This window comes from Candidatus Pseudomonas phytovorans (assembly GCA_029202525.1).
In the GTDB taxonomy this organism is placed as follows: Bacteria; Pseudomonadota; Gammaproteobacteria; order Pseudomonadales; family Pseudomonadaceae; genus Aquipseudomonas; species Aquipseudomonas phytovorans.
Genome location: CP119325.1, coordinates 5,784,179 through 5,807,375, shown reverse-complemented (window position 1 = coordinate 5,807,375; position 23,197 = coordinate 5,784,179). Strand labels below are relative to the sequence as shown.

Annotated in this window: 26 protein-coding genes and 1 tRNA gene; 20 read left to right on the top strand and 7 right to left on the bottom strand. The window is 61.5% G+C overall.

The window, feature by feature from the left end; genetic code table 11:
* The 9 genes from cyoC to P0Y58_25680 all read left to right on the top strand — a co-directional run bounded on the left by cyoC (position 1) and on the right by P0Y58_25680 (position 6,943).
* Positions 1–624, top strand: coding sequence for a cytochrome o ubiquinol oxidase subunit III (gene cyoC, locus P0Y58_25720; protein WEK30248.1), 624 nt, complete (start codon positions 1–3; stop codon positions 622–624).
* Positions 624–956: a cytochrome o ubiquinol oxidase subunit IV gene (gene cyoD / locus P0Y58_25715; GenBank protein ID WEK30247.1), complete on the top strand. Its 333-nt coding sequence runs from the start codon at positions 624–626 to the stop codon at positions 954–956. Before cyoC ends, cyoD begins: the two co-directional genes overlap by 1 nt.
* 11 nt (positions 957–967) lie before the next feature.
* A complete protein-coding gene (gene cyoE, locus P0Y58_25710) occupies positions 968–1,855 on the top strand; it encodes a heme o synthase (GenBank protein WEK30246.1) in 888 nt (295 codons plus the stop codon).
* 336 nt (positions 1,856–2,191) lie between these two features.
* Positions 2,192–3,400, top strand: a complete 1,209-nt coding sequence (alaC, locus tag P0Y58_25705) for an alanine transaminase (GenBank protein ID WEK30245.1) — start codon at positions 2,192–2,194, stop codon at positions 3,398–3,400.
* Between the two features lie 114 nt (positions 3,401–3,514).
* A complete protein-coding gene (locus P0Y58_25700) occupies positions 3,515–4,642 on the top strand; it encodes a hypothetical protein (GenBank protein WEK30244.1) in 1,128 nt (375 codons plus the stop codon).
* A gap of 127 nt (positions 4,643–4,769) precedes the next feature.
* Positions 4,770–5,153: a YkgJ family cysteine cluster protein gene (locus tag P0Y58_25695; GenBank protein ID WEK30243.1), complete on the top strand. Its 384-nt coding sequence runs from the start codon at positions 4,770–4,772 to the stop codon at positions 5,151–5,153.
* Between the two features lie 194 nt (positions 5,154–5,347).
* Positions 5,348–5,911: a GNAT family N-acetyltransferase gene (locus P0Y58_25690; GenBank protein WEK30242.1), complete on the top strand. Its 564-nt coding sequence runs from the start codon at positions 5,348–5,350 to the stop codon at positions 5,909–5,911.
* A gap of 85 nt (positions 5,912–5,996) precedes the next feature.
* Complete coding sequence (locus tag P0Y58_25685) at positions 5,997–6,536, top strand: hypothetical protein (GenBank protein ID WEK30241.1); 540 nt, start codon at positions 5,997–5,999, stop codon at positions 6,534–6,536.
* 20 nt (positions 6,537–6,556) lie between these two features.
* The gene (locus P0Y58_25680) at positions 6,557–6,943 is read left to right on the top strand and encodes a lysozyme inhibitor LprI family protein (GenBank protein ID WEK30240.1); all 387 of its coding nucleotides are present in this window, start codon (positions 6,557–6,559) and stop codon (positions 6,941–6,943) included.
* 186 nt (positions 6,944–7,129) lie between these two features.
* Here P0Y58_25680 and mnmH read toward each other — a convergent pair whose 3' ends face one another.
* Together mnmH and selD are read right to left on the bottom strand one after the other, a co-directional pair.
* Positions 7,130–8,242, bottom strand: coding sequence for a tRNA 2-selenouridine(34) synthase MnmH (mnmH, locus tag P0Y58_25675; GenBank protein WEK30239.1), 1,113 nt, complete (start codon positions 8,240–8,242; stop codon positions 7,130–7,132).
* A complete protein-coding gene (gene selD / locus P0Y58_25670; GenBank protein WEK30238.1) occupies positions 8,242–9,276 on the bottom strand; it encodes a selenide, water dikinase SelD in 1,035 nt (344 codons plus the stop codon). Before selD ends, mnmH begins: the two co-directional genes overlap by 1 nt.
* Positions 9,277–9,402: 126 nt before the next feature.
* On the opposite strand from selD, the gene P0Y58_25665 reads away from it, so the two are divergent.
* Genes P0Y58_25665 through phnE form a run of 4 tightly spaced genes read left to right on the top strand, consistent with a single transcriptional unit; the run spans position 9,403 to position 12,648 of the window.
* A complete protein-coding gene (locus P0Y58_25665) occupies positions 9,403–10,257 on the top strand; it encodes a putative selenate ABC transporter substrate-binding protein (protein WEK30237.1) in 855 nt (284 codons plus the stop codon).
* Positions 10,254–11,063: an ATP-binding cassette domain-containing protein gene (locus P0Y58_25660; GenBank protein ID WEK30236.1), complete on the top strand. Its 810-nt coding sequence runs from the start codon at positions 10,254–10,256 to the stop codon at positions 11,061–11,063. Before P0Y58_25665 ends, P0Y58_25660 begins: the two co-directional genes overlap by 4 nt.
* Positions 11,057–11,884, top strand: coding sequence for an ABC transporter permease (locus P0Y58_25655; GenBank protein ID WEK30235.1), 828 nt, complete (start codon positions 11,057–11,059; stop codon positions 11,882–11,884). Before P0Y58_25660 ends, P0Y58_25655 begins: the two co-directional genes overlap by 7 nt.
* Entirely contained in the window at positions 11,881–12,648 is a 768-nt protein-coding gene (gene phnE / locus P0Y58_25650; GenBank protein ID WEK30234.1) for a phosphonate ABC transporter, permease protein PhnE, read from the top strand. The genes P0Y58_25655 and phnE overlap by 4 nt, the downstream gene beginning before the upstream one ends.
* 36 nt (positions 12,649–12,684) lie before the next feature.
* Here the strand turns inward: phnE and P0Y58_25645 are convergent, their stop codons facing one another.
* Positions 12,685–13,578, bottom strand: coding sequence for a bestrophin family ion channel (locus P0Y58_25645; protein ID WEK30233.1), 894 nt, complete (start codon positions 13,576–13,578; stop codon positions 12,685–12,687).
* 239 nt (positions 13,579–13,817) lie between these two features.
* On the opposite strand from P0Y58_25645, the gene P0Y58_25640 reads away from it, so the two are divergent.
* The gene (locus P0Y58_25640) at positions 13,818–14,114 is read left to right on the top strand and encodes a putative addiction module antidote protein (GenBank protein ID WEK30232.1); all 297 of its coding nucleotides are present in this window, start codon (positions 13,818–13,820) and stop codon (positions 14,112–14,114) included.
* Here P0Y58_25640 and P0Y58_25635 read toward each other — a convergent pair.
* The 3 genes from P0Y58_25635 to P0Y58_25625 all read right to left on the bottom strand — a co-directional run bounded on the left by P0Y58_25635 (position 14,096) and on the right by P0Y58_25625 (position 15,913).
* Positions 14,096–14,590 carry a GNAT family N-acetyltransferase gene (locus P0Y58_25635; GenBank protein ID WEK30231.1) on the bottom strand — a complete coding sequence of 165 codons (495 nt, stop codon included), beginning with the start codon at positions 14,588–14,590 and terminating at the stop codon, positions 14,096–14,098. The two genes, P0Y58_25640 and P0Y58_25635, sit on opposite strands and share 19 nt — an antisense overlap.
* A 175-nt stretch (positions 14,591–14,765) precedes the next feature.
* On the bottom strand, positions 14,766–15,413 hold the full coding sequence (locus P0Y58_25630; GenBank protein ID WEK33398.1) for a serine protease: 648 nt from the start codon (positions 15,411–15,413) through the stop codon (positions 14,766–14,768).
* A 415-nt stretch (positions 15,414–15,828) separates the two neighbouring features.
* A tRNA-Leu gene (locus tag P0Y58_25625) sits at positions 15,829–15,913 on the bottom strand.
* Between the two features lie 106 nt (positions 15,914–16,019).
* Between P0Y58_25625 and queA the strand changes: the two genes are divergently transcribed.
* The 6 genes from queA to P0Y58_25595 all read left to right on the top strand — a co-directional run bounded on the left by queA (position 16,020) and on the right by P0Y58_25595 (position 22,086).
* A complete protein-coding gene (gene queA, locus P0Y58_25620; GenBank protein WEK30230.1) occupies positions 16,020–17,069 on the top strand; it encodes a tRNA preQ1(34) S-adenosylmethionine ribosyltransferase-isomerase QueA in 1,050 nt (349 codons plus the stop codon).
* Between the two features lie 14 nt (positions 17,070–17,083).
* Complete coding sequence (tgt, locus tag P0Y58_25615) at positions 17,084–18,199, top strand: tRNA guanosine(34) transglycosylase Tgt (protein WEK33397.1); 1,116 nt, start codon at positions 17,084–17,086, stop codon at positions 18,197–18,199.
* Between the two features lie 42 nt (positions 18,200–18,241).
* A complete protein-coding gene (yajC, locus tag P0Y58_25610; protein ID WEK30229.1) occupies positions 18,242–18,577 on the top strand; it encodes a preprotein translocase subunit YajC in 336 nt (111 codons plus the stop codon).
* A 63-nt stretch (positions 18,578–18,640) separates the two neighbouring features.
* A complete protein-coding gene (gene secD / locus P0Y58_25605) occupies positions 18,641–20,503 on the top strand; it encodes a protein translocase subunit SecD (protein ID WEK30228.1) in 1,863 nt (620 codons plus the stop codon).
* 10 nt (positions 20,504–20,513) lie between these two features.
* Entirely contained in the window at positions 20,514–21,422 is a 909-nt protein-coding gene (secF, locus tag P0Y58_25600; GenBank protein WEK30227.1) for a protein translocase subunit SecF, read from the top strand.
* A gap of 121 nt (positions 21,423–21,543) precedes the next feature.
* Complete coding sequence (locus tag P0Y58_25595) at positions 21,544–22,086, top strand: glycine zipper 2TM domain-containing protein (GenBank protein WEK30226.1); 543 nt, start codon at positions 21,544–21,546, stop codon at positions 22,084–22,086.
* 184 nt (positions 22,087–22,270) lie between these two features.
* Here the strand turns inward: P0Y58_25595 and suhB are convergent, their stop codons facing one another.
* Complete coding sequence (gene suhB / locus P0Y58_25590) at positions 22,271–23,089, bottom strand: inositol-phosphate phosphatase (protein ID WEK30225.1); 819 nt, start codon at positions 23,087–23,089, stop codon at positions 22,271–22,273.
* Between the last annotated feature and the right edge of the window lie 108 nt (positions 23,090–23,197).

The following is a 23,197-nucleotide window of genomic DNA, read 5'->3' as shown; positions in this document are numbered from 1 at the left end:
ATGTCCAGTCAAGTAATCCACGGTGCAGCTCATGGTCATGACCATGGGCATGACGATCACCACCACGACTCGGGCCAGATGACCGTACTCGGTTTCTGGCTGTACCTGATGACCGACTGCATCCTGTTTGCGTCGCTCTTCGCTACCTACGCGGTGCTGTCCGGCAGTTTTGCCGGCGGCCCGTCGGGTCATGACATCTTCCAGCTCGATTTCGTAGCTGTTGAAACGCTGTTCCTGCTGCTGTCCTCGATCACCTTCGGCTTCGCCATGCTGAAGATGTTCGACGGCAAGAAAGCGGGCGTGCTGGGCTGGTTGGCTGTGACCTTCCTGTTCGGTGCCGGCTTCATCGCGATGGAAATCTATGAATTCCATCACCTGATCAGCGAGGGCTTCGGCCCGCAGCGCAGTGGCTTCCTGTCGGCGTTCTTCGCCCTGGTAGGTACCCACGGCCTGCACGTGACTGCCGGTCTGATCTGGATGGCAATCATGATGTACCAGATCAACAAGCACGGCATCACGCCGACCGCCAAGACCCGCATGAGCTGCCTGAGCCTGTTCTGGCACTTCCTGGACGTGGTCTGGATCTGCGTATTCACCGTCGTTTACCTGCTGGGGGTTCTGTAATGGCTAACGCACACGACACTCATCACGAAGGTAATCACGGTAGCGTCAAGTCGTACATGATCGGCTTTGTACTGTCGATCATCCTGACCGCGATCCCGTTTGCCCTGGCAATGACTGCCAGCTTGCCGAAGAACCTGACCGTTCTGATCATTGTTGCCATGGCCGTGATCCAGGTAGTTGTTCACCTGGTGTACTTCCTGCACATGGACCGCTCGAAAGAGCAACGCAACAACGTGTCGACGTTCCTGTTCACCGTCATGGTAATTGCACTGCTGGTCGGCCTGTCGCTGTGGATCATGTTCAACATCCACGTCGAAATGATGGCCAAGTGAGGTAAGACTGCATGTCCGTTAAGCACTTTATCCAAATCACCAAACCGGGGATCATTTTCGGTAACGTGCTTTCCGTGGCAGGCGGTTTCTTCCTTGCCTCGAAGGGCCATGTGGATTTCGCCCTGTTCCTGGCGGTGGTGATCGGTACTTCGCTGGTGGTTGCGTCCGGATGCGTGTTCAACAATTGCATCGACCGTGACATCGACCACAAGATGGAGCGCACCAAGAACCGCGTCATGGTGCAGGGCGGCATGTCGCTGCCCCTCGCGCTGATCTACGCCACCCTGCTCGGGGTGGCGGGTTTCAGCCTGCTGTATGTCCAGGCCAACCCGCTGTCGGCGTTCTGCGCCCTGATTGGCTTCGTCGTCTACGTCGGTTTCTACAGCCTGTGGCTGAAGCGTAAATCGGTGCACGGCACCTTGGTCGGCAGCCTGTCCGGTGCCATGCCTCCGGTGATCGGCTACTGCGCCGTCAGCAACAGCTTCGACCTGGCTGCTGTGACCCTGCTGGTAATGTTCAGCCTGTGGCAGATGCCGCACAGCTTTGCCATTGCCATCTTCCGCTTCAAGGATTACAGCGCTGCCAACATCCCGGTCCTGCCGGTGGCGCGCGGCATCCTCGCGGCGAAGAAGCAGATCGTGCTGTACGTGCTGGCTTTCGTGCTCGCCACCTTGATGCTGACCCTCGGCGGTTACGCCGGCCTCGGCTACCTGGCCGTGGCAGCTGCCATGGGCCTGTACTGGCTGTACATGGCCTGGGGTGGCTACAAGGCTGAAGACGACAGCAAGTGGGCGCGCAAGGTGTTCGGCTTCTCCATCCTCACCGTTACCGCCCTGAGCGTGATGATGGGTGTGGACAGCCAGACGGCTGCGGACGTGCTGATGACCTACGCACGCTGAAACTGCTGCCTGCTTCATGAAAACCCCGGCCATTGTGCCGGGGTTTTTTTATGGGTGTTTTCCTGTGCCGGCCTCTTCGCGGGCTTGCCCGCTCCCACAGGTACAGCGCAAGTCTCAGGGCCTGTGGAGGACCCTGTGGGAGCGGGCGAGCCCGCGAAGAGGCCAGTACAAGGAACATAAATCTCAGATTTCCAAAAAATACATCTGAAAAAATATAATAAAACAGGAAATTGTCCTTTACAGGCATCCTGTTTCGGCACTATCTTCTGCCTCAGGCCGCCACATCGGCCAGCGTCGCTCGGACGGTTCCGGGCGCTTACGTCCTCAGAGGTAACCATGGCCAACCCAGGTTCGCCGCGCCGCTTTGCGCGCATCGATCGTCTCCCCCCTTACGTCTTCAACATCACTGCCGAGCTCAAGATGGCTGCCCGCCGCCGTGGCGAGGACATCATTGACCTGAGCATGGGCAACCCCGACGGTGCCACTCCGCCGCACATTGTCGAGAAGCTGGTGCAGGTCGCCCAGCGTGAAGACACCCACGGCTATTCCACCTCGCGCGGCATCCCGCGCCTGCGCCGGGCCATTTCCAACTGGTACAAGGAACGCTACGAGGTCGACATCGACCCGGAAAGCGAAGCCATCGTCACCATCGGCTCCAAAGAAGGCCTGGCACATCTGATGCTGGCCACGCTCGACCAGGGCGACACGGTGCTGGTGCCCAACCCCAGCTATCCGATCCATATCTACGGTGCGGTCATCGCCGGTGCCCAGGTGCGTTCGGTGCCGCTGGTGCCGGGTGTGGACTTCTTCAACGAGCTTGAACGGGCTATCCGCGAGTCGATCCCCAAGCCGAAGATGATGATCCTCGGCTTCCCGTCCAACCCTACCGCCCAGTGCGTTGAACTAGACTTCTTCGAGCGCGTGGTAGCCCTGGCCAAGCAGTACGACGTGCTGGTGGTGCATGACCTGGCCTACGCCGACATCGTCTACGACGGCTGGAAAGCCCCGTCGATCATGCAAGTGCCTGGCGCCAAGGACATTGCGGTGGAGTTCTTCACCCTGTCCAAGAGCTACAACATGGCGGGCTGGCGAATCGGCTTCATGGTCGGTAACCCCGAACTGGTCAATGCCCTGGCGCGGATCAAGAGCTACCACGACTACGGTACGTTCACGCCGCTGCAGGTTGCGGCCATTGCTGCGCTGGAAGGCGACCAGCAGTGCGTGCGCGATATTGCCGAGCAGTACCGCCAGCGTCGCAACCTGCTGGTGAAGGGGCTGCATGAACTGGGCTGGATGGTCGAGAACCCCAAGGCGTCGATGTACGTGTGGGCAAAAATCCCTGACCAGTATGCGCACATGGGCTCGCTGGAGTTTTCCAAGAAACTGCTGGCCGAGGCCAAGGTTTGCGTGTCGCCAGGGATCGGTTTCGGCGAATATGGTGATGATCATGTACGCTTTGCCCTGATCGAGAACCAGGACCGCATTCGCCAGGCCATTCGCGGCATCCGCCAGATGTTCCGGGCTGACGGCCTGGCTCGCAATTAAGCCTGTTGGGGCTGCAAAGCAGCCCCGACGGACTCAGAGGCGACATTTCCGCCTGCATTCCCCCGATCTGCCGACCTACCTTCAGCACTCATTTCTCACCAAACGAGATCCACCATGAGTGTCTTCACCGCCTATTTCTGCGGCACCGGCTCCCACCGCTTCGACGATGCCAACCCCAATTTCTGGAATGGCGAACTGGTCTCGACCCTGGCCAGCAATGACCAGGGCCGCGAGTTTGCCCACTGGATAGCTGTCGATGGCCCCGGTAGCGGCAACCTGCAAGACGACAACCTGTTCGTCGAACCCGGCGGCTACTTCAACTGGACCGGTCAGTTGTTCGGCCGCGGCTGGGAAGAAAACATCAACCATGTGCTGCAGGTGATCAAAGGCGAAAGCAGCTGGCAACGCACCGAGTTGAGCGAAGCAGAATATCAACGGCTGAAAGAGGCTGGCGTACCCATTCCGGATGCATCCTCCGCTGCTTCCTGGTTCTGGCGTACCTACAACTACGGTGAGCGCCACCCCACCCCACAGGAGTTGCAAGAGCGCATCATCAGCATGTTCCGCAAGCCGCGTCTGCCCACCCAGGTCAACCTGATCGGTTGGAGCAGGGGAGGCATCAGTTGCCACATGCTGGCCAATGCCATGGCGCAAGACCCGGTATTACGGGGGATACCGGTGAACATATTTGCCATCGACCCGGTGCCAGGGGTAGGCAATGTGCAAACCGAACGTGTGACATTGTCTGATAACGTCAAGGAATACGTCGGCTTCTACTCGCGGGACGAGCGTTCAAAAGGTTTTGCCTGTGTGATCCCTTCAGTCGCAAAAAATACGCGGATATGCGTCTACCCGATGCCTGGCCGGCATGCCACCTTGGTGGGGAATGCCTCGGCCGATGGTGCAGGCGACGGCAAGGTGTTGGTTGAGCCGGGGCTGATCGTTCGCCATTTTGCCGAAGTGTGCCTTACACGTTGGGGCGTAAAACTGGACAAGCGCCTGACCTTGGGCGACAGCCAATTGATGAAGTATCACCAGCTCATGGCGGGTGCTGACAAGCAATACCAGGCCATGCGCAGTGAGTCCTACACCTTGTTGACCGAAGGTGAACAGCACGACCGACTGGTGCACTGTGGTGAAGACCGCACTCAATTCAGCAAGGTCCAGGGTAGCGACTATGACCCGAGCGCAGGCCTTGCCCTTCAGCGTTGGGATGCTGCGACTTACAAGGCCATTTGCTGACAGCAACGGGCGGCCGGATCAGCGGCAACTATTTTTGCGTTACCCCTCTATCCAGCCGCCCCCGCTTGGATTAAAAATGGCGCCGCGGGCTCAGCCCCGATAACAACAACCTTCCCTCCGTGGCCTCATGTCCGACTATAACCCTTGCCTTGACTGCGGCGCCTGCTGCGGGTTCTTCCGTGTGTCCTTCTTCTGGGGCGAATGCCAGTCTGCCGGGGGCGTTGTGCCGGACGATCTGGTGGTACAGATCAATCCTACCCGTGTTGCAATGATCGGCACCGACGCCAAGCCCTGCCGCTGTGTCAGCCTGGACGGCGAGATTGGTAAAGAGGTGGCTTGTACCATTTATGCCAACCGTTCCAGCCCGTGCCGCGAGTTCGATGCGTCGTGGGAGGGTGGGGTGCACAACCCCAGCTGTGATGATGCGCGGGCCGCATATGGCCTGCCACCGCTGACCCCGCCTGGGGCCAACGAGCCGCATTGGCCGGATGATGGGGCGGAGGTGGCCTGAGCCATTTCTGCTCGCCTGCACTGGCCCTTTCGCGGGTGAACCCGCTCCCACAGTGATCCCACAATCTTCAAACTGGTGCGTTCCCTGTGGGAGCGGCCTTGTGTCGCGATGGGCTGCAAAGCAGCCCCGGGATGCCGGAACCTTGCACTTGACGTTAAACTGTCATCTCCCCAGCAATGGACAGGAGATCCGGTGTGACCCCACCCCGCAGTTTCCCAAGTGACCTCTGCCTAGACAGCCCGCGCCTGCAATTGCGCCCCATGCGCCATGCCGATGCCGCGCAGTGGCTGGCGATCATGGCCGATCCCGAGGTCATGCGTTATTGGCACCATGCCCCATGGCAAAACCTGGCCGAAGCCGAAAGCGCCCTGGCCGCCGACCGCGAAGCCTATGCCAACGGCGACCAGCTCAAGCTCGGCATGTATCGCCGCGACAACGGCGAGCTGATCGGCATGGTCCAGCTGTTCAACATCGACGACATTTCGCGCCGCGGTGAAATTGGCTACTGCCTGGCCAGCGCCGTGCAGGGCCGGGGCTACATGGACGAAGCGCTGACCTGCTTCATCGACTACCTCGCCCACACCCTGCACATGCGTCGCCTGGAAGGCGAAATCGACCCGCGCAACCAAGGCTCGGCACGCACCCTGGAGCGCCAGGGCTTTGTGCTCGAAGGCACGCTGCGGGCGCGTTGGTGCGTGGCGGGTGAATTGTCTGACTCGGGTATTTACGGTTTGCTGCTGGAGCCACCGGTGGCCTGATGCCCCAACGCCCGTGCGTGAATCTGGAAGCGGGGCAACGGCTGAGTTAAGGTCACAGGCTGTCCTTCTTCTCCAGGTATGTCCCTTGCCCGTTTTTTACCTGAGCATCAGCCTGCTGCTGTATCTGCTCGCCCTGTTCTTCGATGGCGCGCTGATGAGCGGCGAACGCCACATGCCAGCCCTGCAGATGCTGCTGTACGGGCCATGGGGCATGCCCTTCGGCTTGTACCAATGGTTTGCCAACCCGCTGCTGGCCCTGGCCATCCTTGCCCATCGGCGGTTCCGACGGTTGGCGCTGGTGGCCGGGCTGGCTGCGGTTTACCTGGCCGCCAGCAGTTTTGGCATCGACCGCTTGCCGGATAACCGCAGCTACGGCTTTAACGACCTCACCGGTTTTGGCGCCGGTTTCTACCTGTGGTTGCTGGCGATGGTAGTGTTCTGCCTGGGGCAGGCATGGCATTGCTGGAAGGCGCGCAGCACCGACGACATGCCGGGCTGGAACTGGCTTGATGTGGTGTTGATCGCGGCGCTGGGCGTGACGTTGTATGCGGCGACGCAGATGCCATCGTTGCGCTTCGAACCGGGCAAGGTGCTGATGCCGCCTGAGCAACCGCAGTCGTTTTGATACCCGCAAGGAGGGTTTGCATGATCAAGCATTGCCTGACAGGCCTGGCACTGGCCTGCGTTCTGCCCTTGGCCGTGGCGGACGATTACACAGCCGCTTATGGGCAGTGCATGGACAAGGCCTCCAGTACGGTGGCCATGAGCGAATGCATCGGAGCCGAGACGCAGGTGCAGGACCAGCGCTTGAACCGGGTGTACAAGCAACTGATGGGTAAGCTGGATGCCGGGCAACAGAAGAGCCTGCGCGATGTGCAGCGCAAGTGGCTGGCCTACCGCGATGGCAATTGCCAGTTTCATGTGCAGGCCAGCGGCGGGACCATGGCGCAGCTGGAGGGTGGGTCGTGCATGATGGACATGACCCGCGACCGCGCGGCAGAGCTGGAAAGGGTGCTCAGCCCGGGGCAGTGAGTTGGGTAAATCCATTGACACAGGAATTGCGCAGGCTCAAGGATCACGCTGTCCATGTGGGAGCGGGCGTGCCCGCGAACACCGGCTACGCCGGTGCCATCCACCTCGCTGGATTCTTCGCGGGCATGCCCGCTCCCACAGGTTCTGTACAGGTTTCAGGTTCAGGAAATACCTGTAGGAGCTGGTTTACTTGCGCGGTTCCCGCAGCGCCCGGGCCTTGAGGTATTCGCGCACTTCCACGGCATCTCCGGCAAACTCGATGCGTTCGGCTTTGGCGTCGCGCTGGTAGGCATACATCGGGTCGTAATACTCGTTCAGCAAGCCTACTATCCAGCCCCGGTGCAAGTCCACCGCGCCGCTGCGCTGCTGCTCTTGCAGGGCTTCGAGCAGAACCGCTGACAACCGCTGATAACGCTCGCCGCCCAAGCGCTTGTAGATGTTGGCCATGCTCTGCAGCATGCGCTCGGCAAACAACCGGCGGCCGTCTTCCTCGCCATGCACGGCGACAAACTCGGCACTCAGGTTGACCACGTAGTCGCGCAAAATACGCTCCACGCGGTTGGCGAAACTGTCCTCCAGCCACACCAGCGGGTACTGCTGCATGCCCTGGTACAACTCCAGCGGCACCGTGCAGCTGCCGACAATGCGGCCTTCATCCTCCAGCACGAACTGCCCGATCCCTCGGGCACGCTTCTTCAGCACATCGATGGCCAGCTGGTTTTCGAAATCGATCTGAGCCGGTTGCGCTGTGGCGCGTTTGCCGAAGCTGGAGCCGCGATGGTTGGCATGGCCTTCCAAATCCAGCACATTTTCAAGCTGGTGTAGCACATCGGTCTTGCCGGTACCGGTCAGTCCACCGACCAGCACGAAATCACATTGCTGTACCGCCTGCTGGGTCGTCTCCAGCAGGAAGGTGCGCATGGCCTTGTAGCCGCCTTTGACGCGCGGGTACTGAATGCCCGCTTCATCACGCAGCCAGCCCTGCACGATCTGCGAACGCAGCCCGCCCCGAAAGCAATACAGATAGCCTTGCGGGTGGACCTGGGTGAATGCCACCCAGGCGTCCATTCGTGCCCGCTTGCTGGCGCCGCTGACCAGCTGATGGCCAAGGGCGATGGCAGCTGCCTGGCCTTGCTGTTTGAAGCAAGTGCCGACCTTCTGCCGTTCCTGGTCGTTCATCAGCGGCAGGTTGACCACGCCAGGGAAGGCACCCTTGGCGAATTCGACGGGCGCTCGCATGTCCATCATCGGCACATCGTCGAGGAACAGCTGGCGCAAATCGGTGCAGTCGGGGCGCATCAGTTCACCTCGACCGCGTGGCTCTGTCGTTCGACCAACTTGCCAATCGGCGCCAGCTGAAGGCCCAGTTCGGCCGCCACGGCAAGGAACTCGGCTTCGCCCTCCGGGGCAACGGCTACCAGCAGGCCGCCGCTGGTCTGCGGGTCACACAGCAGGTGTTTCTGGTCGTTGTCGAGGGCGCCGATCTTGTGCCCGTAGCTGTCGTAGTTACGCAGGGTTCCACCGGGAATGCAGCCCTCGGCCAGGTAGTGGTCGACACTGGGCAGCCGGGGCACTGCAGCGAAGTCCAGGAGCGCGGTAAGGCCGCTGCCTTCGGCCAGCTCAACCAGGTGCCCGAGCAAGCCGAAGCCGGTGACGTCGGTCATTGCCTTGACCCCGTCGAGCTTGCCAAAGCGGCTGCCGGGGGTATTGAGGGTGCACATCCAGTCGCGGGCCAGGCCCTGGTCCTGCGCGCGCAGCTTCGTTTGTTTCTCGGCGGTGGTGAGGATGCCGATGCCCAGTGGCTTGGTCAGGTACAGCCGGCAGCCTGCAGTGGCGGTGTCGTTGCGCTTGAGGTGGCGCTTGCTGACCACGCCGGTCACGGCCAAGCCGAAGATCGGCTCCGGGGCGTCGATGGAATGGCCACCGGCCAGCGGGATCCCGGCTTCGGCGCACACGGCGCGGCCGCCACGGATCACTTCACGGGCCACTTCCGGTGGTAGCACGTTGACTGGCCAGCCCAGGATGGCGATGGCCATCAGCGGGTCGCCACCCATGGCGTAGATGTCGCTGATAGCGTTGGTGGCGGCGATACGGCCGAAGTCGTATGGGTCATCGACGATGGGCATGAAAAAGTCAGTGGTTGAGACCACCCCGCGCTCATCGTCCAGCGCATACACGGCTGCGTCGTCGCGCGATGCGTTGCCGACCCACAGTTTCGGGTCCAGGGCCTGGGCGCCGCTTTCGGCCAGGATCACATCCAGCACCTTGGGAGAGATCTTGCAGCCACAGCCGGCACCATGGCTGTACTGGGTCAGGCGAATCGGCTCGCTCATACGCACCTCGGCAGGTCAGATTGTTGCGCGAGTTTAGCAAAGCTGGCCATCGGGCCTTTGCCTCTTATACTTGCCGGTGCTGGCATAAATGTTGGCCATCCCCCGCTATTGAACCGGAGAACACTCATGTTCAAACGCCACCTGGCGCTCGCCGCCGGCCTCGTGCTGTCCTGCTGTGCCATTGCCGTTCAGGCTGCTGAAACCCTGCGGGTCAGCGCCATCCCCGACGAAGCGCCTACCGAACTGCAGCGCAAGTTCAAGCCGTTGGGCGAGTACCTGGCCAAGCAGTTGGGCATGGAGGTGAAGTTCGTACCGGTGGCTGATTACCCGGCGGTGGTCGAGTCGCTGGCTGCCGACCGCCTTGACCTGGCCTGGCTGGGTGGTTTCACCTTTGTCCAGGTACACCTGAAGGATCCTGCGGCTACGCCGCTGGTGCAGCGTGAGCAGGACGCGCAGTTCACCTCCAAGTTCATCACTGCCAACCCCGACGTGAAGAGCCTGGCCGACCTCAAAGGCAAGTCGTTTGCCTTCGGCTCCGTCTCGTCCACGTCGGGCAGCCTGATGCCGCGTTACTTCATGCTCAAGCAGGACAACATCAAGCCTGAGGAGTACTTCAGCCGCGTGGCCTACTCTGGCGCCCATGACGCCACCGTGGCCTGGGTGCAGGCCGGCAAGGTCGACGGTGGCGTGCTCAACGCCAGCGTGTGGCAGAAGCTGGTGGACGCCGGCAAGGTCGATACCAGCAAGGTGAAGGTATTCGCCACCACTCCGACCTACTTCGACTACAACTGGACCGTGCGCGGCAACATGAACCCTGTGTTGAAAGAGAAGATCAAGAAAGCCTTCCTTGACCTCGACCCGGCCAACCCCGAGCACAAGGCGATCCTTGACCTGCAGGCCGCCAGCCGCTTCATCGAGACCAAGCCTGAGAACTATGTGGGCACCGAGCAGGCTGCGCGCGAGGCTGGCCTGCTCAAGTGACCGCAGCCATTGTGGCTATCCATTTGCACGGTGTGAGCCTGCGCCATGGTCAGGTACGCGCGCTTGATGCGGTCAGCCTGCGTATCGAGCAGGGGGAGCGCGTTGCCATCATCGGGCCGTCAGGGGCGGGCAAGTCCAGCTTGCTGCACCTGATGGCCACGGCCATTCAGCCCGGCAGCGGGTACCTGGAGCTGCTGGGCGAGCAGCCCTGGGTGTTGTCTGCCGGGGCACGTCAGCGCTTGCGGGCGCGGGTCGGCTTGGTGCACCAGGCGCCGCCCTTGCCGCCACGCCAGCGGGTGGTGACGGCGGTACTGGCCGGGCGTCTGGGGCAGTGGGGAGTGCTGCGTGGCTTGCTCAACCTGCTGCACCCCATCGATGTGCCGGGGGCGCGCCGGGTTTTGGCCGAGCTCGGCCTGGCCGACAAGTTGTTCGTGCAGTGCGGGCAATTGTCCGGTGGCCAGTTGCAGCGGGTGGGCATCGCCCGGGTGCTGTATCAGCGGCCGCAGGTGCTACTGACCGACGAGCCAGTGTCGGCCATGGACCCGGTGCTGGCTGACCACAGCCTGGCCTTGCTCAACCGCTATGCCCAGGCCAACGGCGTCACGCTGGTGGCGAGCCTGCATGCCGTAGACCTGGCGCTGGCGCATTTCCCACGGGTAATCGGTATCCGCGAGGGGCAGGTAGTGTTTGACTGCCCGGCCGATGCGGTCACCGAGGCCATGCTGGATGCACTGTACGCGAACGAACAACTGACTTCGCCGCCGACCCAGGGGTCGACCCTGACTGTGCAGATTCCGCGATGCTGAATGCAGAAGCCCGCGACCCGGCCCTGCTGCCGCGGTTGTTGTTGACCTTGCTGGCAGCGGCCGTGCTGTGGCCTGGCATTCAGTTGAGCGAGCTGAACCCATGGGTGCTGCTGCAGGCTGAGAACCGGCAGCAGATCGCCATTTTCACCAGCGCCTTCTGGCCACCGGCACACGATGCGGACTTTCTCGCGTTGCTGTACGAAGCCACTCTGCAGACCCTGGCCGTGGCCACCGCAGGCATGGCGTTGGCATTGCTGCTGGCAGTTCCGGCAGGCCTGCTGGCCAGCCGCGCTTTGTCGTTGCGTGCCGCCTCCCGTGGGGGGCGTGCGGGGGTGCGGTCACGGCTGCTGCGCCTGCCGGTGCGCGGGCTGCTTATATTTTTGCGCAGCGTGCCGGAGATCGTCTGGGCGTTGCTGTTCGTGCGCGCTGTGGGGCTGGGGCCGACGGCAGGCGTGCTGGCGATCGCGATTACCTACAGCGGCATGCTCGGCAAGGTGTACGCCGAGATCTTCGAGTCGGTCGACCAGCGCCCCGCCCATGCCTTGCTGCAGGCGGGCAGTGGCCGGCTGGCGGCGTTTCTCTACGGCATCTTGCCCAATGCCGCATCCGAAGTGGTGTCCTACACCGTGTACCGCTGGGAGTGTGCGGTGCGGGCTTCGGTGGTGATGGGCTTTGTCGGTGCTGGCGGGCTGGGGCAGCAGATCGACCTGTCGATGCGCATGTTCGCCGGTGCCGAGGTGGCGAGCATGTTGCTGACGTTCCTGGTACTGGTGATGCTGGCCGACCTGCTTAGCCGCCTGCTGCGCGGGAGGTTGGCGTGAAACGGGTGATCAATCTCTTGCTGCTGGGTGCTATCGCGGTGGCGGTAGTGGCCTCGTTCGCTTACCTGGAGATGGACCTTAAGGCGTTGGTGGGCAATGGCGGGCTTGGGCAGATGAGCGAGTATGCCGAGCGTTTCCTACACCCGGACCTGACTGCCGGGCACCTGAAGGCAGTGTGGCGTGGGGCGCTGGAAACCCTGGCCATGTCCGGCCTGGGCACCTTGCTGGCGATGGTACTGGGGATGTTGCTGGCACTGCCGGCGGCGGGGCGTTTCGGCTGGCCGTTGCAGGCTGTATCGCGGTTGTTGCTGAATGCGCTGCGGGCCATCCCTGAACTGGTGTGGGCGGCGCTGACGGTGCTGGCGGCCGGCCTTGGGCCGAATGCCGGCACCTTGGCTTTGGCGTTGCATACGGCTGGGGTGCTTGGGCGGCTGTTTGCCGAGGCGCTGGAGAATGCGCCCCCGGAGCCGGCGACGGCGATCCGCTTGCAGGGTGGCAGCCAAGTGGCGGCTTTCTGTTTCGGGACCTTGCCCAACCTGTGGCCGCAATTATTGGCCTACAGTTTGTACCGCTGGGAGAACAACATTCGTATGGCCAGCGTGCTGGGGTTTGTCGGGGCAGGCGGCTTGGGGCAGATGCTGTACACCACCTTGAGCCTGTTCCAGGAGGCCCAGGCCAGCACGGTGATCATTGGCATGCTGGTGCTGGTGTTGCTGGTGGATGTGTTGAGTGATGTGTTGCGCCAGCGTTATGTGCGGGCCTGACAAATACCCGGGGCTGCAGAGCAGCCCCAAACGCTCTCAGGCGTCTACAACCTCGGCACATTGCGCCTCCCGCTGCATCGAATCCAGGTTCCGCTCGATGGTCTCACAAATGGTGTCCATCTGGATCTGGTGCTCACTGAACCTGAACGGGCTCTGCAGATCCGTCCCGATTCGCTCGATGGCCAGCAACATGAATCCCACCACCGTGGAAGCCAGTGGCGTAAACCAGCCCAGCGACTCCACCAGCCCCACCGGCACGATCAGGCAGAACAGGGTGATGAACAGCCGTGGGAAATACACATAGGGGTAGGGCAACGGCGTGTTGGCGATCCGCTCCATGCCACCCTGGGCATTGGACAAGTCCACCAGCGTCGACTCCAGCCGTGCCAGGCGGATGCTGTCCAGCCGCCCAGCCTGGTATTCCCGGGCCAGCAAGGCTGCCGAACCGCCCAGAATGTCATTGGCAAAATTGTTCGAGCGGTTGCGCCGCTCGAACTCTGCCGGTGGAATGAACGCCATCAACTCGTCTGGGCACGCTTCACCCTTCAGGTGCGCCGCCAGGCAGTTCACATAGGCGATATGCCGGCGCAGCAACGTGGCCTTGATCGGGTTCAAGCCATCATCCGGGTCGTCGATCAGCGTCAGCGTTTGCCGCGCAAAGCTGCGCGATCCGTTCACCAACGCGCCCCACAACGTGCGCGCCTCCCACCAGCGGTTGTAGGCGCTGCTGTTGCGAAAACTCACCAGCACCACTAGCGCCGAGCCCAGCAAGGTCAACGGGATCAGCGGCAAAGTGAACTTGCTGTTGAAGAACAGCATGAAGTCGATGGTGACCAGCACATCCCAGATCAGCAGCCAGAACAGCGACCAGCCGATGTAGCCGATGGTTTTCACGACCAGGCGGTACTTGCGGGCGATCAGATCTTTCACGCGGGGTACCTCGAAACGTGGGGGATGCAGGATCGGACGTCGAGGGTCGTAGAAGGTTCGTGTGGCGAATGTTGCAAGGGATTTTGTAGCTGTAGCGAAGGGAAAGGTCTGACGATTTTATGAGATATACCTGAATTCCTCTAAAGGGCGCACAGGTTGATTCTGCTGCTGGTCGGTGGCGACAAGTCCACACAGTCGGTCGACATTCTCAAAGCCAGAAAGCTGCTGAAGGAGATGAAATGAACGAAAAACTGATTCCATTTGATATGGCCGCCTTGTTGGGCAGTGATGAGGCGATCAGTGAGTACCTTAGCCAGGTGCTGGCAGATGGCAACACTGAGGAAATCATTCGAGCACTTGGCCATATTGCTCGCGCACGAGGCATGACACACATTGCTGCGCAGAGCGGACTGGGCAGAGAAAGCCTCTACAAGGCCCTAAGCCCAGGTGCAAAGCCTCGCTTCGATACCGTGCTGAAAGTCATTCGAGCCCTGGGTGTAGACCTTCTGGTTCAGCCTCATGCCGTGGCCCGTTGAATGAGCACCTGCTTCATCTGCACCAGCGCCACTCGTGTGCCATCCCACGCCTGTCGCTCTTCGATGCCGAACGGCACAAAACCCAACTGTGGATAAAGCAGCAAGCCTGCGGTGTTGTGATTGAAACAGGACACCCACACTTCACGGGCGGCGTATTGCTTGCGGGCAAGCGCGATCATGGCGGTTACCAGGTAGCGCGCTACGCCATGGCTGCGCGCGGTAGGGGCCACGACTACATTGCCCAAGGCGCAAACGCAGCCGTGTTCGGCTTTGTAGAAGTTGGCAAAGGCCAGAACATTACCGTTGCCTTCCACCACCGTGGAGCCGCTGCGTTGGGCGATGGCGTCGTTCAGTTGGGCGGGGGTGAGGGGGTAGGTGGCCTTGGGGAACATGTAGAACAATTCGTCCGGGCCCTGCGCAAAACTGCAGATGGCTGGGATGTCGTCGGGATGGACGGGGCGGTGGGTCAGGTGCATGGCAGGTCCTTCTTGCGCTGGCTGCTAGGGCCTCTTCGCGGGCACGCCTGCTCCCACAGGTACAACTCAGGTGTTGGATACTGTGAGCCCTGTGGGAGCGGGCGTGCCCGCGAAGAGGCCATCAGCCTTGCATCATAAGCCGCTTTGCATCGGCAAATGTGCCCAGGCACTGAACTCAAGGCTTGGCCACCACCGCTACATAGCCTTTGACCGAAGCCGGTGCCTGCGGCTTGGCCTTATGCCCCAGCATGTATTGATAACGCCGCCATTCCTTGTCGATCTCGTTGAACGACATGAACACGCTGATGCGCTCCTTGCCGACCAGGTCCGGACGCCTGCCGGCGTCGATCTCGCTGGTGGGGATGATGGCGACGTTGATGCCCACCACCTGGCCGTCATCGGCAAACACCGGCCCGCCCGACATGCCCTTGGTGATAGGGCCGTCGTGCACCGAGTAGAAGACGCTGCCCGGCGTACCTTCAAGCCTTACCAGCGACGGCAGGGCATGGCCCTTGCCTTGCATCGGCATCATGAAGCTGTTGAAACCCACCGCCGTCACGGCCTCCCCAGGCACGTACTGGCGCCAGAGCGGCACGTTGTCGGCTTTGTGCTCGAAGAACACCACGTCACCGAGGCCCTCGTGGACCACGTTGCGCAGGAAGGGGGTGTGTTTGGCGGTTACTGCGTAATCCTCGTTCCACTGGATGGCACTGGCCATCAGCAACATCGGCAGCGGGGCACCGGAGGTCACCACGAAAGCCTGGCTGTAGACGGGGTCTGAAACGTACGACGTTGGCACTCCATTGCACCCACCGAGCAGCATCATTGCTGCCATACAGGGCGCTATTGTTTTCATGGGTCACACTGGGCGTGGTGGGAAGGGGGCGCAACTATGGCTAAGTGCCATTATGCTGGCAATACTTTCGGCATATATCCGATGAATGACAGCTTAAGTGTTAGTCGTGCGTGCGACCAATAGAATGCAGGTATGGCTGCAGGGCTTGGAGTCATTGGGGCGGCGTCAAACTGGCGGGAGCTGGGAGCGGGCGCGCCCGCGCGCACCGGCGTAGCCGGTGCCAACTACCGCGTTGGATTATTCGCGGGCTCGCCCGCTCCCACGGAGATCGCGTCGCGCCCCGAAAGTCGGCTCAGGGCTGTAGCTCTGGCAGCTATGACGCTCGATTTGAGAAATCGCAGACGAAAAAAAACCGACCATAAGGTCGGTTTTTTCCGGATCTTGGTGCCCCGAGGGAGACTCGAACTCCCACTCCTTTCGAAAACGGATTTTGAATCCGCCGCGTCTACCAATTCCGCCATCAGGGCAGTGGCGCGCAGTATAGAGAGGTGCCGCTGGTCGGTCAATCGGCTTTCATGGTCAATTTTCACACATTGGGCTAAACTTCCCGGCCCTGCCGAACCGAACATCATCATGCGCGTCGCCGATTTTTCCTTCGAACTCCCCGATTCCCTGATCGCCCGCCACCCGTTGGCCGAGCGCCATGGCAGCCGTCTGCTGGTGCTCGATGGGCCGACCGGCGCGCTGGCGCACCGGCAATTCCCCGATCTGTTGGACTACCTGCGCCCCGGCGACCTGATGGTGTTCAACAACACCCGGGTGATCCCGGCACGGTTGTTTGGCCAGAAAGCCTCCGGCGGCAAGCTGGAAGTGCTGGTCGAGCGCGTGCTCGACAGCCACCGGGTGCTCGCCCATGTGCGTGCCAGCAAGGCGCCGAAAGTTGGCGCGGTCATCCTCATTGATGGCGGTGGCGAGGCCGAAATGGTCGCGCGCCATGACACGCTGTTCGAGCTGCGCTTCACCGAAGAGGTGCTGCCACTGCTCGACCGCGTCGGCCACATGCCGCTGCCACCCTACATCGACCGCCCCGACGAGGGCGCCGACCGCGAGCGCTACCAGACCGTGTACGCCCAGCGCGCCGGTGCAGTTGCCGCGCCCACGGCGGGCCTGCACTTCGACGAAGCGCTGCTGGAGCAGATCGCCGCCAAAGGCGTGGAGCGGGCCTTCGTTACTCTGCACGTGGGCGCTGGCACCTTCCAGCCAGTGCGGGTCGACAAGATCGAAGACCACCACATGCACAAGGAATGGCTCGAAGTGGGCCAGGATGTGGTCGATGCCATCGAGGCCTGTCGCGCGCGTGGTGGCCGGGTGATCGCGGTCGGCACCACCAGCGTGCGTTCGCTGGAGAGTGCGGCGCGCGATGGTGTGCTCAAGGCGTTCAGTGGCGACACCGACATCTTCATCTTCCCGGGCCGGCCGTTCCATGTGGTCGATGCCCTGGTCACCAACTTCCACCTGCCGGAGTCCACGCTGCTGATGCTGGTCTCGGCGTTCGCCGGTTACCCCGAGACCATGGCTGCCTACGCGGCGGCGGTCGAAAACGGGTACCGCTTCTTCAGTTACGGTGATGCCATGTTCATCACCCGCAATCCGGCGCCACGCGGCCCCGAGGATCAAGCATGAGTCGCACCTGTCGAATGTCCTTCGAACTGCTGGCCACCGACGGCAAGGCCCGTCGTGGTCGCATCACCTTCCCACGTGGCACGGTGGAAACCCCGGCGTTCATGCCGGTGGGTACCTATGGCACGGTCAAGGGCATGCTGCCACGCGATATCGAGGCCATTGGCGCCGAGATGATCCTGGGCAACACCTTCCATCTGTGGCTGCGCCCGGGCACCGAGGTGATCAAGAAGCACAACGGCCTGCATGATTTCATGCAGTGGAAAGGCCCGATCCTCACCGACTCCGGTGGTTTCCAGGTGTTCAGCCTGGGCGCCATGCGCAAGATCAAGGAAGAGGGCGTGACCTTCGCCTCGCCAGTCGATGGCTCGAAGGTCTTCATGGGCCCTGAAGAGTCGATGCAGGTACAGCGCGACCTGGGCTCGGACGTGGTGATGATCTTCGACGAGTGCACCCCGTACCCGGCCGAGCACGACGTGGCACGTACTTCCATGGAACTGTCGCTGCGCTGGGCCCAGCGCTCGAAGAACGCCCATGCCGACAACACGGCGGCGCTGTTCGGCATCGTTCAGGGCGGTATGTACCAGGACCTGCGCATGCGTTCGCTGGAAGGCCTGGAAAACATCGGCTTCGACGGCCTGGCGATCGGTGGCCTGTCGGTGGGCGAACCCAAGCACGAAATGATCAAGGTGCTGGATTACCTGCCGGGCATGATGCCTGCTGACAAACCTCGTTACCTTATGGGGGTAGGCAAACCGGAAGATCTCGTTGAGGGTGTGCGCCGCGGCGTCGACATGTTCGACTGCGTGATGCCTACGCGTAACGCGCGTAACGGCCATCTGTTCGTCGATACAGGGGTGATCAAGATCCGCAATGCGTTCCATCGCCACGATGAATCGCCGCTGGATCCGACCTGTGACTGCTACACCTGCACCAACTTCTCCCGCGCCTATCTCCATCATCTGGACAAGTGCGGCGAAATGTTGAGCAGCATGCTGAATACCATCCACAACTTGCGCCATTACCAGCGCTTGATGGCCGGTTTACGCGAGGCTATTCAACAGGGTAAATTGGCCGCCTTTGTCGACGCCTTCTACGCCAAGCGCGGGCTTCCCGTACCGCCTTTGGACTGATTGTCCGCATCTATTATTAGAAAATTACATTAGGAGTGCCCAATGAGCTTCTTCATCCCCGCCGCATACGCGGACGCTGCAGCACCTGCCGCTGGCCCAGCCGGTACCGGCTTCGAGTGGATTTTCCTGGTCGGTTTCCTGGTCATCTTCTACCTGATGATCTGGCGCCCACAGGCCAAGCGCGCCAAAGAGCAGAAGAACCTGCTCGGCAACTTGCAGAAAGGTGACGAAGTTGTCACCAACGGCGGCATCGCCGGCAAGATCGTCAAGGTTTCCGATGATTTCGTGGTGCTGGAAGTTTCCGACACTGTCGAGCTGAAGTTCCAGAAGGGCGCCATCGCGGCCACCCTGCCAAAAGGTACGCTCAAGGCTATCTGAGTTACCGGTTTTATTTTCCAGTCGGGGCGCGCAAAGCGCCCCGCGTCTTGAACGGGCGGCGTGATGCTGAACAAATACCCTCTGTGGAAATATGCACTGATCGTGCTGGTACTGGTGGTCGGTTTCATTTATTCCGCTCCCAACCTTTACCCGGATGACCCGGCGGTACAGATCAGCGGTGCCAGCTCGGCGCTGCAGGTTAACCAGGCCGACCTCGATCGCGTCAGCAAGGCGCTGGTCGATGCCAAGATCACCGTCAAGGGCGCGAGCCTGGGTGAGAAGGGCAGCGGGCTGATCCGCCTGACCAACCAGGAAGACCAGCTGCCAGCCAAGGATGTGGTGCGCAAGGCACTGGGCGATGATTACGTCGTGGCCCTGAACCTGGCCCAGACGACTCCGCAATGGCTGCGTAACCTGGGTGCAAGCCCGATGAAGCTGGGCCTGGACCTGTCCGGTGGTGTGCACTTCCTGCTGGAAGTGGACATGGACAAGGCCATGACGGCCCGCATGAAAGTCTATGAGGGCGAGGTCAAGACCTTGCTGCGCAAAGAGCGCGTCCGCTACCGCAGCCTGCCTCAGCAGGATGGCGGCATCATGCTGGGCTTCGCTGACGATGCAATCCGCGAACAGGCACGTGCCCTGATCCGCAAGAATTTCAATGATTTCGACCTGACCGCCACCGAGCGCAACGACCTCGCCGTGCTGCGTCTGGCGCTGACTCAGGCAAAAGTTGCCGAGATCCGCGAATACTCGATCAAGCAGAACCTCACCACTGTCCGCAACCGTGTCAACGAGCTGGGCGTGGCTGAACCACTGGTACAGCGCCAGGGCGCCAACCGTATCGTGGTCGAGCTGCCAGGCGTGCAGGACACTGCAGAAGCCAAGCGTATCCTCGGTAAAACCGCCAACCTGGAGTTCCGCTTCGGTGCCGAGCCGGGTGCGTCCAAGGCCACTACCGAAGTGTTCGAGTTCCGCGAAGGCGGCCGCTCTGCTCCGGTCGAGCGTGGCCTGATCATCACCGGTGACCAGGTTACCGACGCCCAGGCCAGCTTTGACGAGCACGGCCGCCCACAAGTGAACATCCGCCTGGATGGCCACGGTGGCGAGCTGATGAGCCGCGCAACGCGCAGCAACGTCGGCCGCAGCATGGCGGTGATCTTCATCGAGCAGAAGCCGGTCACCCGCTATGTGAAGCAGACCGTCGACGGCGTCGAGAAGGACGTTGCCGTACAAAGCTTCGTGGAAGAGAAGAAAATCATCAGCCTGGCGACCATCCAGTCGCCGCTGGGCAGCCAGTTCCGCATCACCGGCCTGAACGGCCAGGGCGAATCGTCCGAGCTGGCCCTGCTGCTGCGTGCCGGTGGTCTGGCCGCGCCGATGTACTTCGCTGAAGAACGTACCATTGGCCCAAGCCTGGGTGCCGACAACATTACCAAGGGTATTGATGCGTCGCTGTGGGGCATGCTGTTCGTCTCGCTGTTCATCATTGCCATCTACCGCGGCTTCGGCGTGATTGCCACCATCGCCCTGGCGGGCAACATGGTGCTGCTGCTGGCGTTGATGTCGCTGCTGGGCGCCACCCTGACGCTGCCGGGTATTGCCGGTATCGTGTTGACCATGGGTATGGCGGTAGACGCCAACGTGCTGATCTTCTCGCGTATCCGCGAAGAGCTGAAAGCCGGCATGTCGGTACAGCGCGCCATCCACGAAGGCTTCAACCGCGCCTATACCGCGATCATCGACGCCAACCTGACCAGCCTGCTGGTCGGCGGCATCCTGTTCGCTATGGGTACCGGCCCGGTCAAGGGCTTTGCGGTCACCATGTCCCTCGGGATTTTCACCTCGATGTTCACCGCCATCATGGTAACTCGCGCAATGGTCAACCTGACCTGTGGCGGGCGTGACATCAAGAAGCTGTGGGTTTGAGGGAGCTGCGATGAAAACCATCAACTTCATGGGCGTGCGCAATGTCGCGTTCGCCATCACCGTGCTCCTCACCGTGCTGGCGCTGTTCAGCTGGTGGCAGAAGGGCCTGAACTTTGGCCTGGACTTCACCGGGGGTACGCTGATCGAGCTGACCTACGAGCGCCCGGCCGACCTCAAGGCGGTACGTGCCGAGCTGGTCGAGTCTGGTTTCCACGATGCCGTGGTGCAGAGCTTTGGTGCTACTACCGACTTGCTGGTGCGTATGCCGGGCGATGACCCGCAACTGGGCAACAAGGTCGCTGCAGCGCTGCAGAAGCTCGGTGGCGACAACCCGGCTGTGGTCAAGCGTGTCGAGTTCGTTGGCCCGCAGGTCGGTGAAGAGCTGCGCGACCAAGGTGGCATGGGCATGCTGCTGGCGTTGGGCGGCATCCTTATCTACCTGGCCTTCCGCTTCCAGTGGAAGTTCGCTGTGGGTGCGATCATTTCGCTGATCCACGACGTGGTGGTCACCCTGGGTATCCTGTCGTTCTTCCAGATTACCTTCGACCTTACGGTGCTGGCGGCAGTACTGGCGATCATTGGTTACTCGCTGAACGACACCATCGTCGTGTTCGACCGGGTGCGTGAGAACTTCCGCGTCATGCGCAAGGCCTCGCTGATCGAGAACATCAACGTTTCGACCACTCAGACCCTGCTGCGTACCATCGCCACCTCGGTTTCGACCTTGTTGGCCATTGCTGCGCTGCTGTTCTTCGGTGGCGACAACCTGTTCGGCTTCTCGCTGGCCCTGTTCATCGGCGTCATGGCCGGTACCTACTCGTCGATCTACATCGCCAACGTGGTACTGATCTGGCTGAACCTGAACAGCGAAGACCTGATTCCGCCGGTCAAGGCTGAAGGTGTGGACGAGCGCCCGTAAGGCCAGTCTCTACGCCGTTGGGCGAGCAAAAAGGCGCGAGTGTTGAACTCGCGCCTTTTTTTTTGCTCCAAGGCTGGGAGAAGCGCGGGTTGATACCCGCTGGTACGATCAGGAGGTTCACGTGAATAAATCAATGCTGGTGGGTGCGGTGCTGGGTGCTGTCGGTGTAACTGCCGGAGGTGCTGTGGCGACCTACAGCTTGGTAAACAAAGGCCCCGAAGTCGCCCAGGTGACTGACGTGCAGCCGATCAAGCAGCAGGTGAAAACCCCGCGTGAAGTGTGCAAGGACGTAGCTGTGACGCGCCAGGCGCCGGTCAAGGACCAGCACCAGATCGCCGGTACCGTGGTCGGTGCCCTGGCGGGCGGCTTGCTGGGTAACCAGATTGGTGGCGGTACTGGCAAGAAGATCGCCACCGTGGCCGGTGCGGTCGGTGGTGGCTATGCCGGTAACAAGGTGCAGGAAGGCATGCAGCAGCGTGACACCTACACCACCACGCAAACCCGTTGTAATACAGTCCATGACATCAGCGAGAAGGTGGTGGGTTACAACGTGACCTATTCCATTGGCGACCAGGTCGGTAAGGTCAAGATGGATCGCGAGCCGGGCTCGACCATTCCGCTGGACAAGAATGGCAAGTTGATCCTGAGCGAAGCAGCCCAGTGATTGATGTTGCCTGAGCAGGCCTCTTCGCGGGCTTGCCCGCTCCCACAGGTACAGCACTGCCCCTGAGGTTGGTGCTATCCCTGTGGGAGCGGGCGAGCCCGCGAAGGGGCCGGTACAGGCAATGCAAAACCATCAGGCAAAAAAAGCACCCCGAGGGGTGCTTTTGCGTTCAGGCAATCCGCGCTTAGCGCTTCATGCTTTCTGGCAGGTGCGGCTGGATAGCAGTCAGCACGGCCTTGAAGCACTTGATGTTGCCTGCAACGATGTGGCCCTTCTCGAGGAAGTCGTGGCCACCGTTGAAGTCGCTCACCAGGCCGCCGGCTTCCTGGATCAGCAGCACGCCGGCTGCCATGTCCCACTCGGACAGGCCCGACTCCCAGAAGGCGTCGAAGCGGCCAGCGGCCACGTAGGCCAGGTCCAGGCTGGCGGAGCCGGCGCGGCGGATGCCTGCGGTCTGGCCGGTCAGGGCGCGGAACATCCCCAGGTAGTTGTCCATGTCGGCCATCTGGCCATCACGGAACGGGAAGCCGGTACCCAGCAGGGCGCCTTCCAGGCTGGTGCGCGAGCTGACGCGCAGGCGGCGGCCATTGAGCTGGGCGCCACGGCCACGGCTGGCGGTGAATTCTTCCTGGCGTACCGGGTCGAGTACCACGGCGTGCTCAAGGCGGCCACGGTATTTGCAGGCAATGCTGACTGCGAAATGGGGGATGCCGCGCAGGAAGTTGGTGGTGCCGTCCAGTGGATCGATGACCCACAGGTAGTCTTTGCCTTCTTCGCCGGTGCCCGCGTGCATGCCCGTCTCTTCACCCTGAATGGAGTGGTTCGGGTAGGCCTTGCGCAGGGCGTCGACGATTTTTTGTTCGGCAGCGCGATCAACTTCGGAAACGTAGTCCTTGGCCTCTTTCTCATCGACCTTGATGGTATCCAAGCGTTCGATGGAGCGGAAAATCAGTTCACTGGCGCTGCGAGCGGCGCGCAGGGCGATATTCAGCATAGGCTGCATGGGCGGGTCACCTGGAGATGTTAAAGAGGAAAGCCGGCCATTCTAGCAGAAAACTTTGAAGGCAGAAGTGTCACATTTGCTTTCATGGCGTTACGCCTGTCGGTTCTG

Excerpts from the sequence above, each read along its gene's own strand:
- secD (WEK30228.1), top strand. The coding sequence starts at position 18,641 with ATGCTGAACAAATACCCTCTGTGGAAATATGCACTGATCGTGCTGGTA.
- cyoE (WEK30246.1), top strand. The coding sequence starts at position 968 with ATGTCCGTTAAGCACTTTATCCAAATCACCAAACCGGGGATCATTTTC.
- alaC (WEK30245.1), top strand. The coding sequence starts at position 2,192 with ATGGCCAACCCAGGTTCGCCGCGCCGCTTTGCGCGCATCGATCGTCTC.
- P0Y58_25635 (WEK30231.1), bottom strand. The coding sequence starts at position 14,590 with ATGCACCTGACCCACCGCCCCGTCCATCCCGACGACATCCCAGCCATC.
- P0Y58_25700 (WEK30244.1), top strand. The coding sequence starts at position 3,515 with ATGAGTGTCTTCACCGCCTATTTCTGCGGCACCGGCTCCCACCGCTTC.
- P0Y58_25665 (WEK30237.1), top strand. The coding sequence starts at position 9,403 with ATGTTCAAACGCCACCTGGCGCTCGCCGCCGGCCTCGTGCTGTCCTGC.
- P0Y58_25680 (WEK30240.1), top strand. The coding sequence starts at position 6,557 with ATGATCAAGCATTGCCTGACAGGCCTGGCACTGGCCTGCGTTCTGCCC.
- yajC (WEK30229.1), top strand. The coding sequence starts at position 18,242 with ATGAGCTTCTTCATCCCCGCCGCATACGCGGACGCTGCAGCACCTGCC.
- selD (WEK30238.1), bottom strand. The coding sequence starts at position 9,276 with ATGAGCGAGCCGATTCGCCTGACCCAGTACAGCCATGGTGCCGGCTGT.
- P0Y58_25640 (WEK30232.1), top strand. The coding sequence starts at position 13,818 with ATGAACGAAAAACTGATTCCATTTGATATGGCCGCCTTGTTGGGCAGT.
- cyoC (WEK30248.1), top strand. The coding sequence starts at position 1 with ATGTCCAGTCAAGTAATCCACGGTGCAGCTCATGGTCATGACCATGGG.
- P0Y58_25655 (WEK30235.1), top strand. The coding sequence starts at position 11,057 with ATGCTGAATGCAGAAGCCCGCGACCCGGCCCTGCTGCCGCGGTTGTTG.
- P0Y58_25630 (WEK33398.1), bottom strand. The coding sequence starts at position 15,413 with ATGCTGCTCGGTGGGTGCAATGGAGTGCCAACGTCGTACGTTTCAGAC.
- cyoD (WEK30247.1), top strand. The coding sequence starts at position 624 with ATGGCTAACGCACACGACACTCATCACGAAGGTAATCACGGTAGCGTC.
- queA (WEK30230.1), top strand. The coding sequence starts at position 16,020 with ATGCGCGTCGCCGATTTTTCCTTCGAACTCCCCGATTCCCTGATCGCC.
- suhB (WEK30225.1), bottom strand. The coding sequence starts at position 23,089 with ATGCAGCCTATGCTGAATATCGCCCTGCGCGCCGCTCGCAGCGCCAGT.
- P0Y58_25695 (WEK30243.1), top strand. The coding sequence starts at position 4,770 with ATGTCCGACTATAACCCTTGCCTTGACTGCGGCGCCTGCTGCGGGTTC.
- tgt (WEK33397.1), top strand. The coding sequence starts at position 17,084 with ATGTCCTTCGAACTGCTGGCCACCGACGGCAAGGCCCGTCGTGGTCGC.
- secF (WEK30227.1), top strand. The coding sequence starts at position 20,514 with ATGAAAACCATCAACTTCATGGGCGTGCGCAATGTCGCGTTCGCCATC.
- mnmH (WEK30239.1), bottom strand. The coding sequence starts at position 8,242 with ATGCGCCCCGACTGCACCGATTTGCGCCAGCTGTTCCTCGACGATGTG.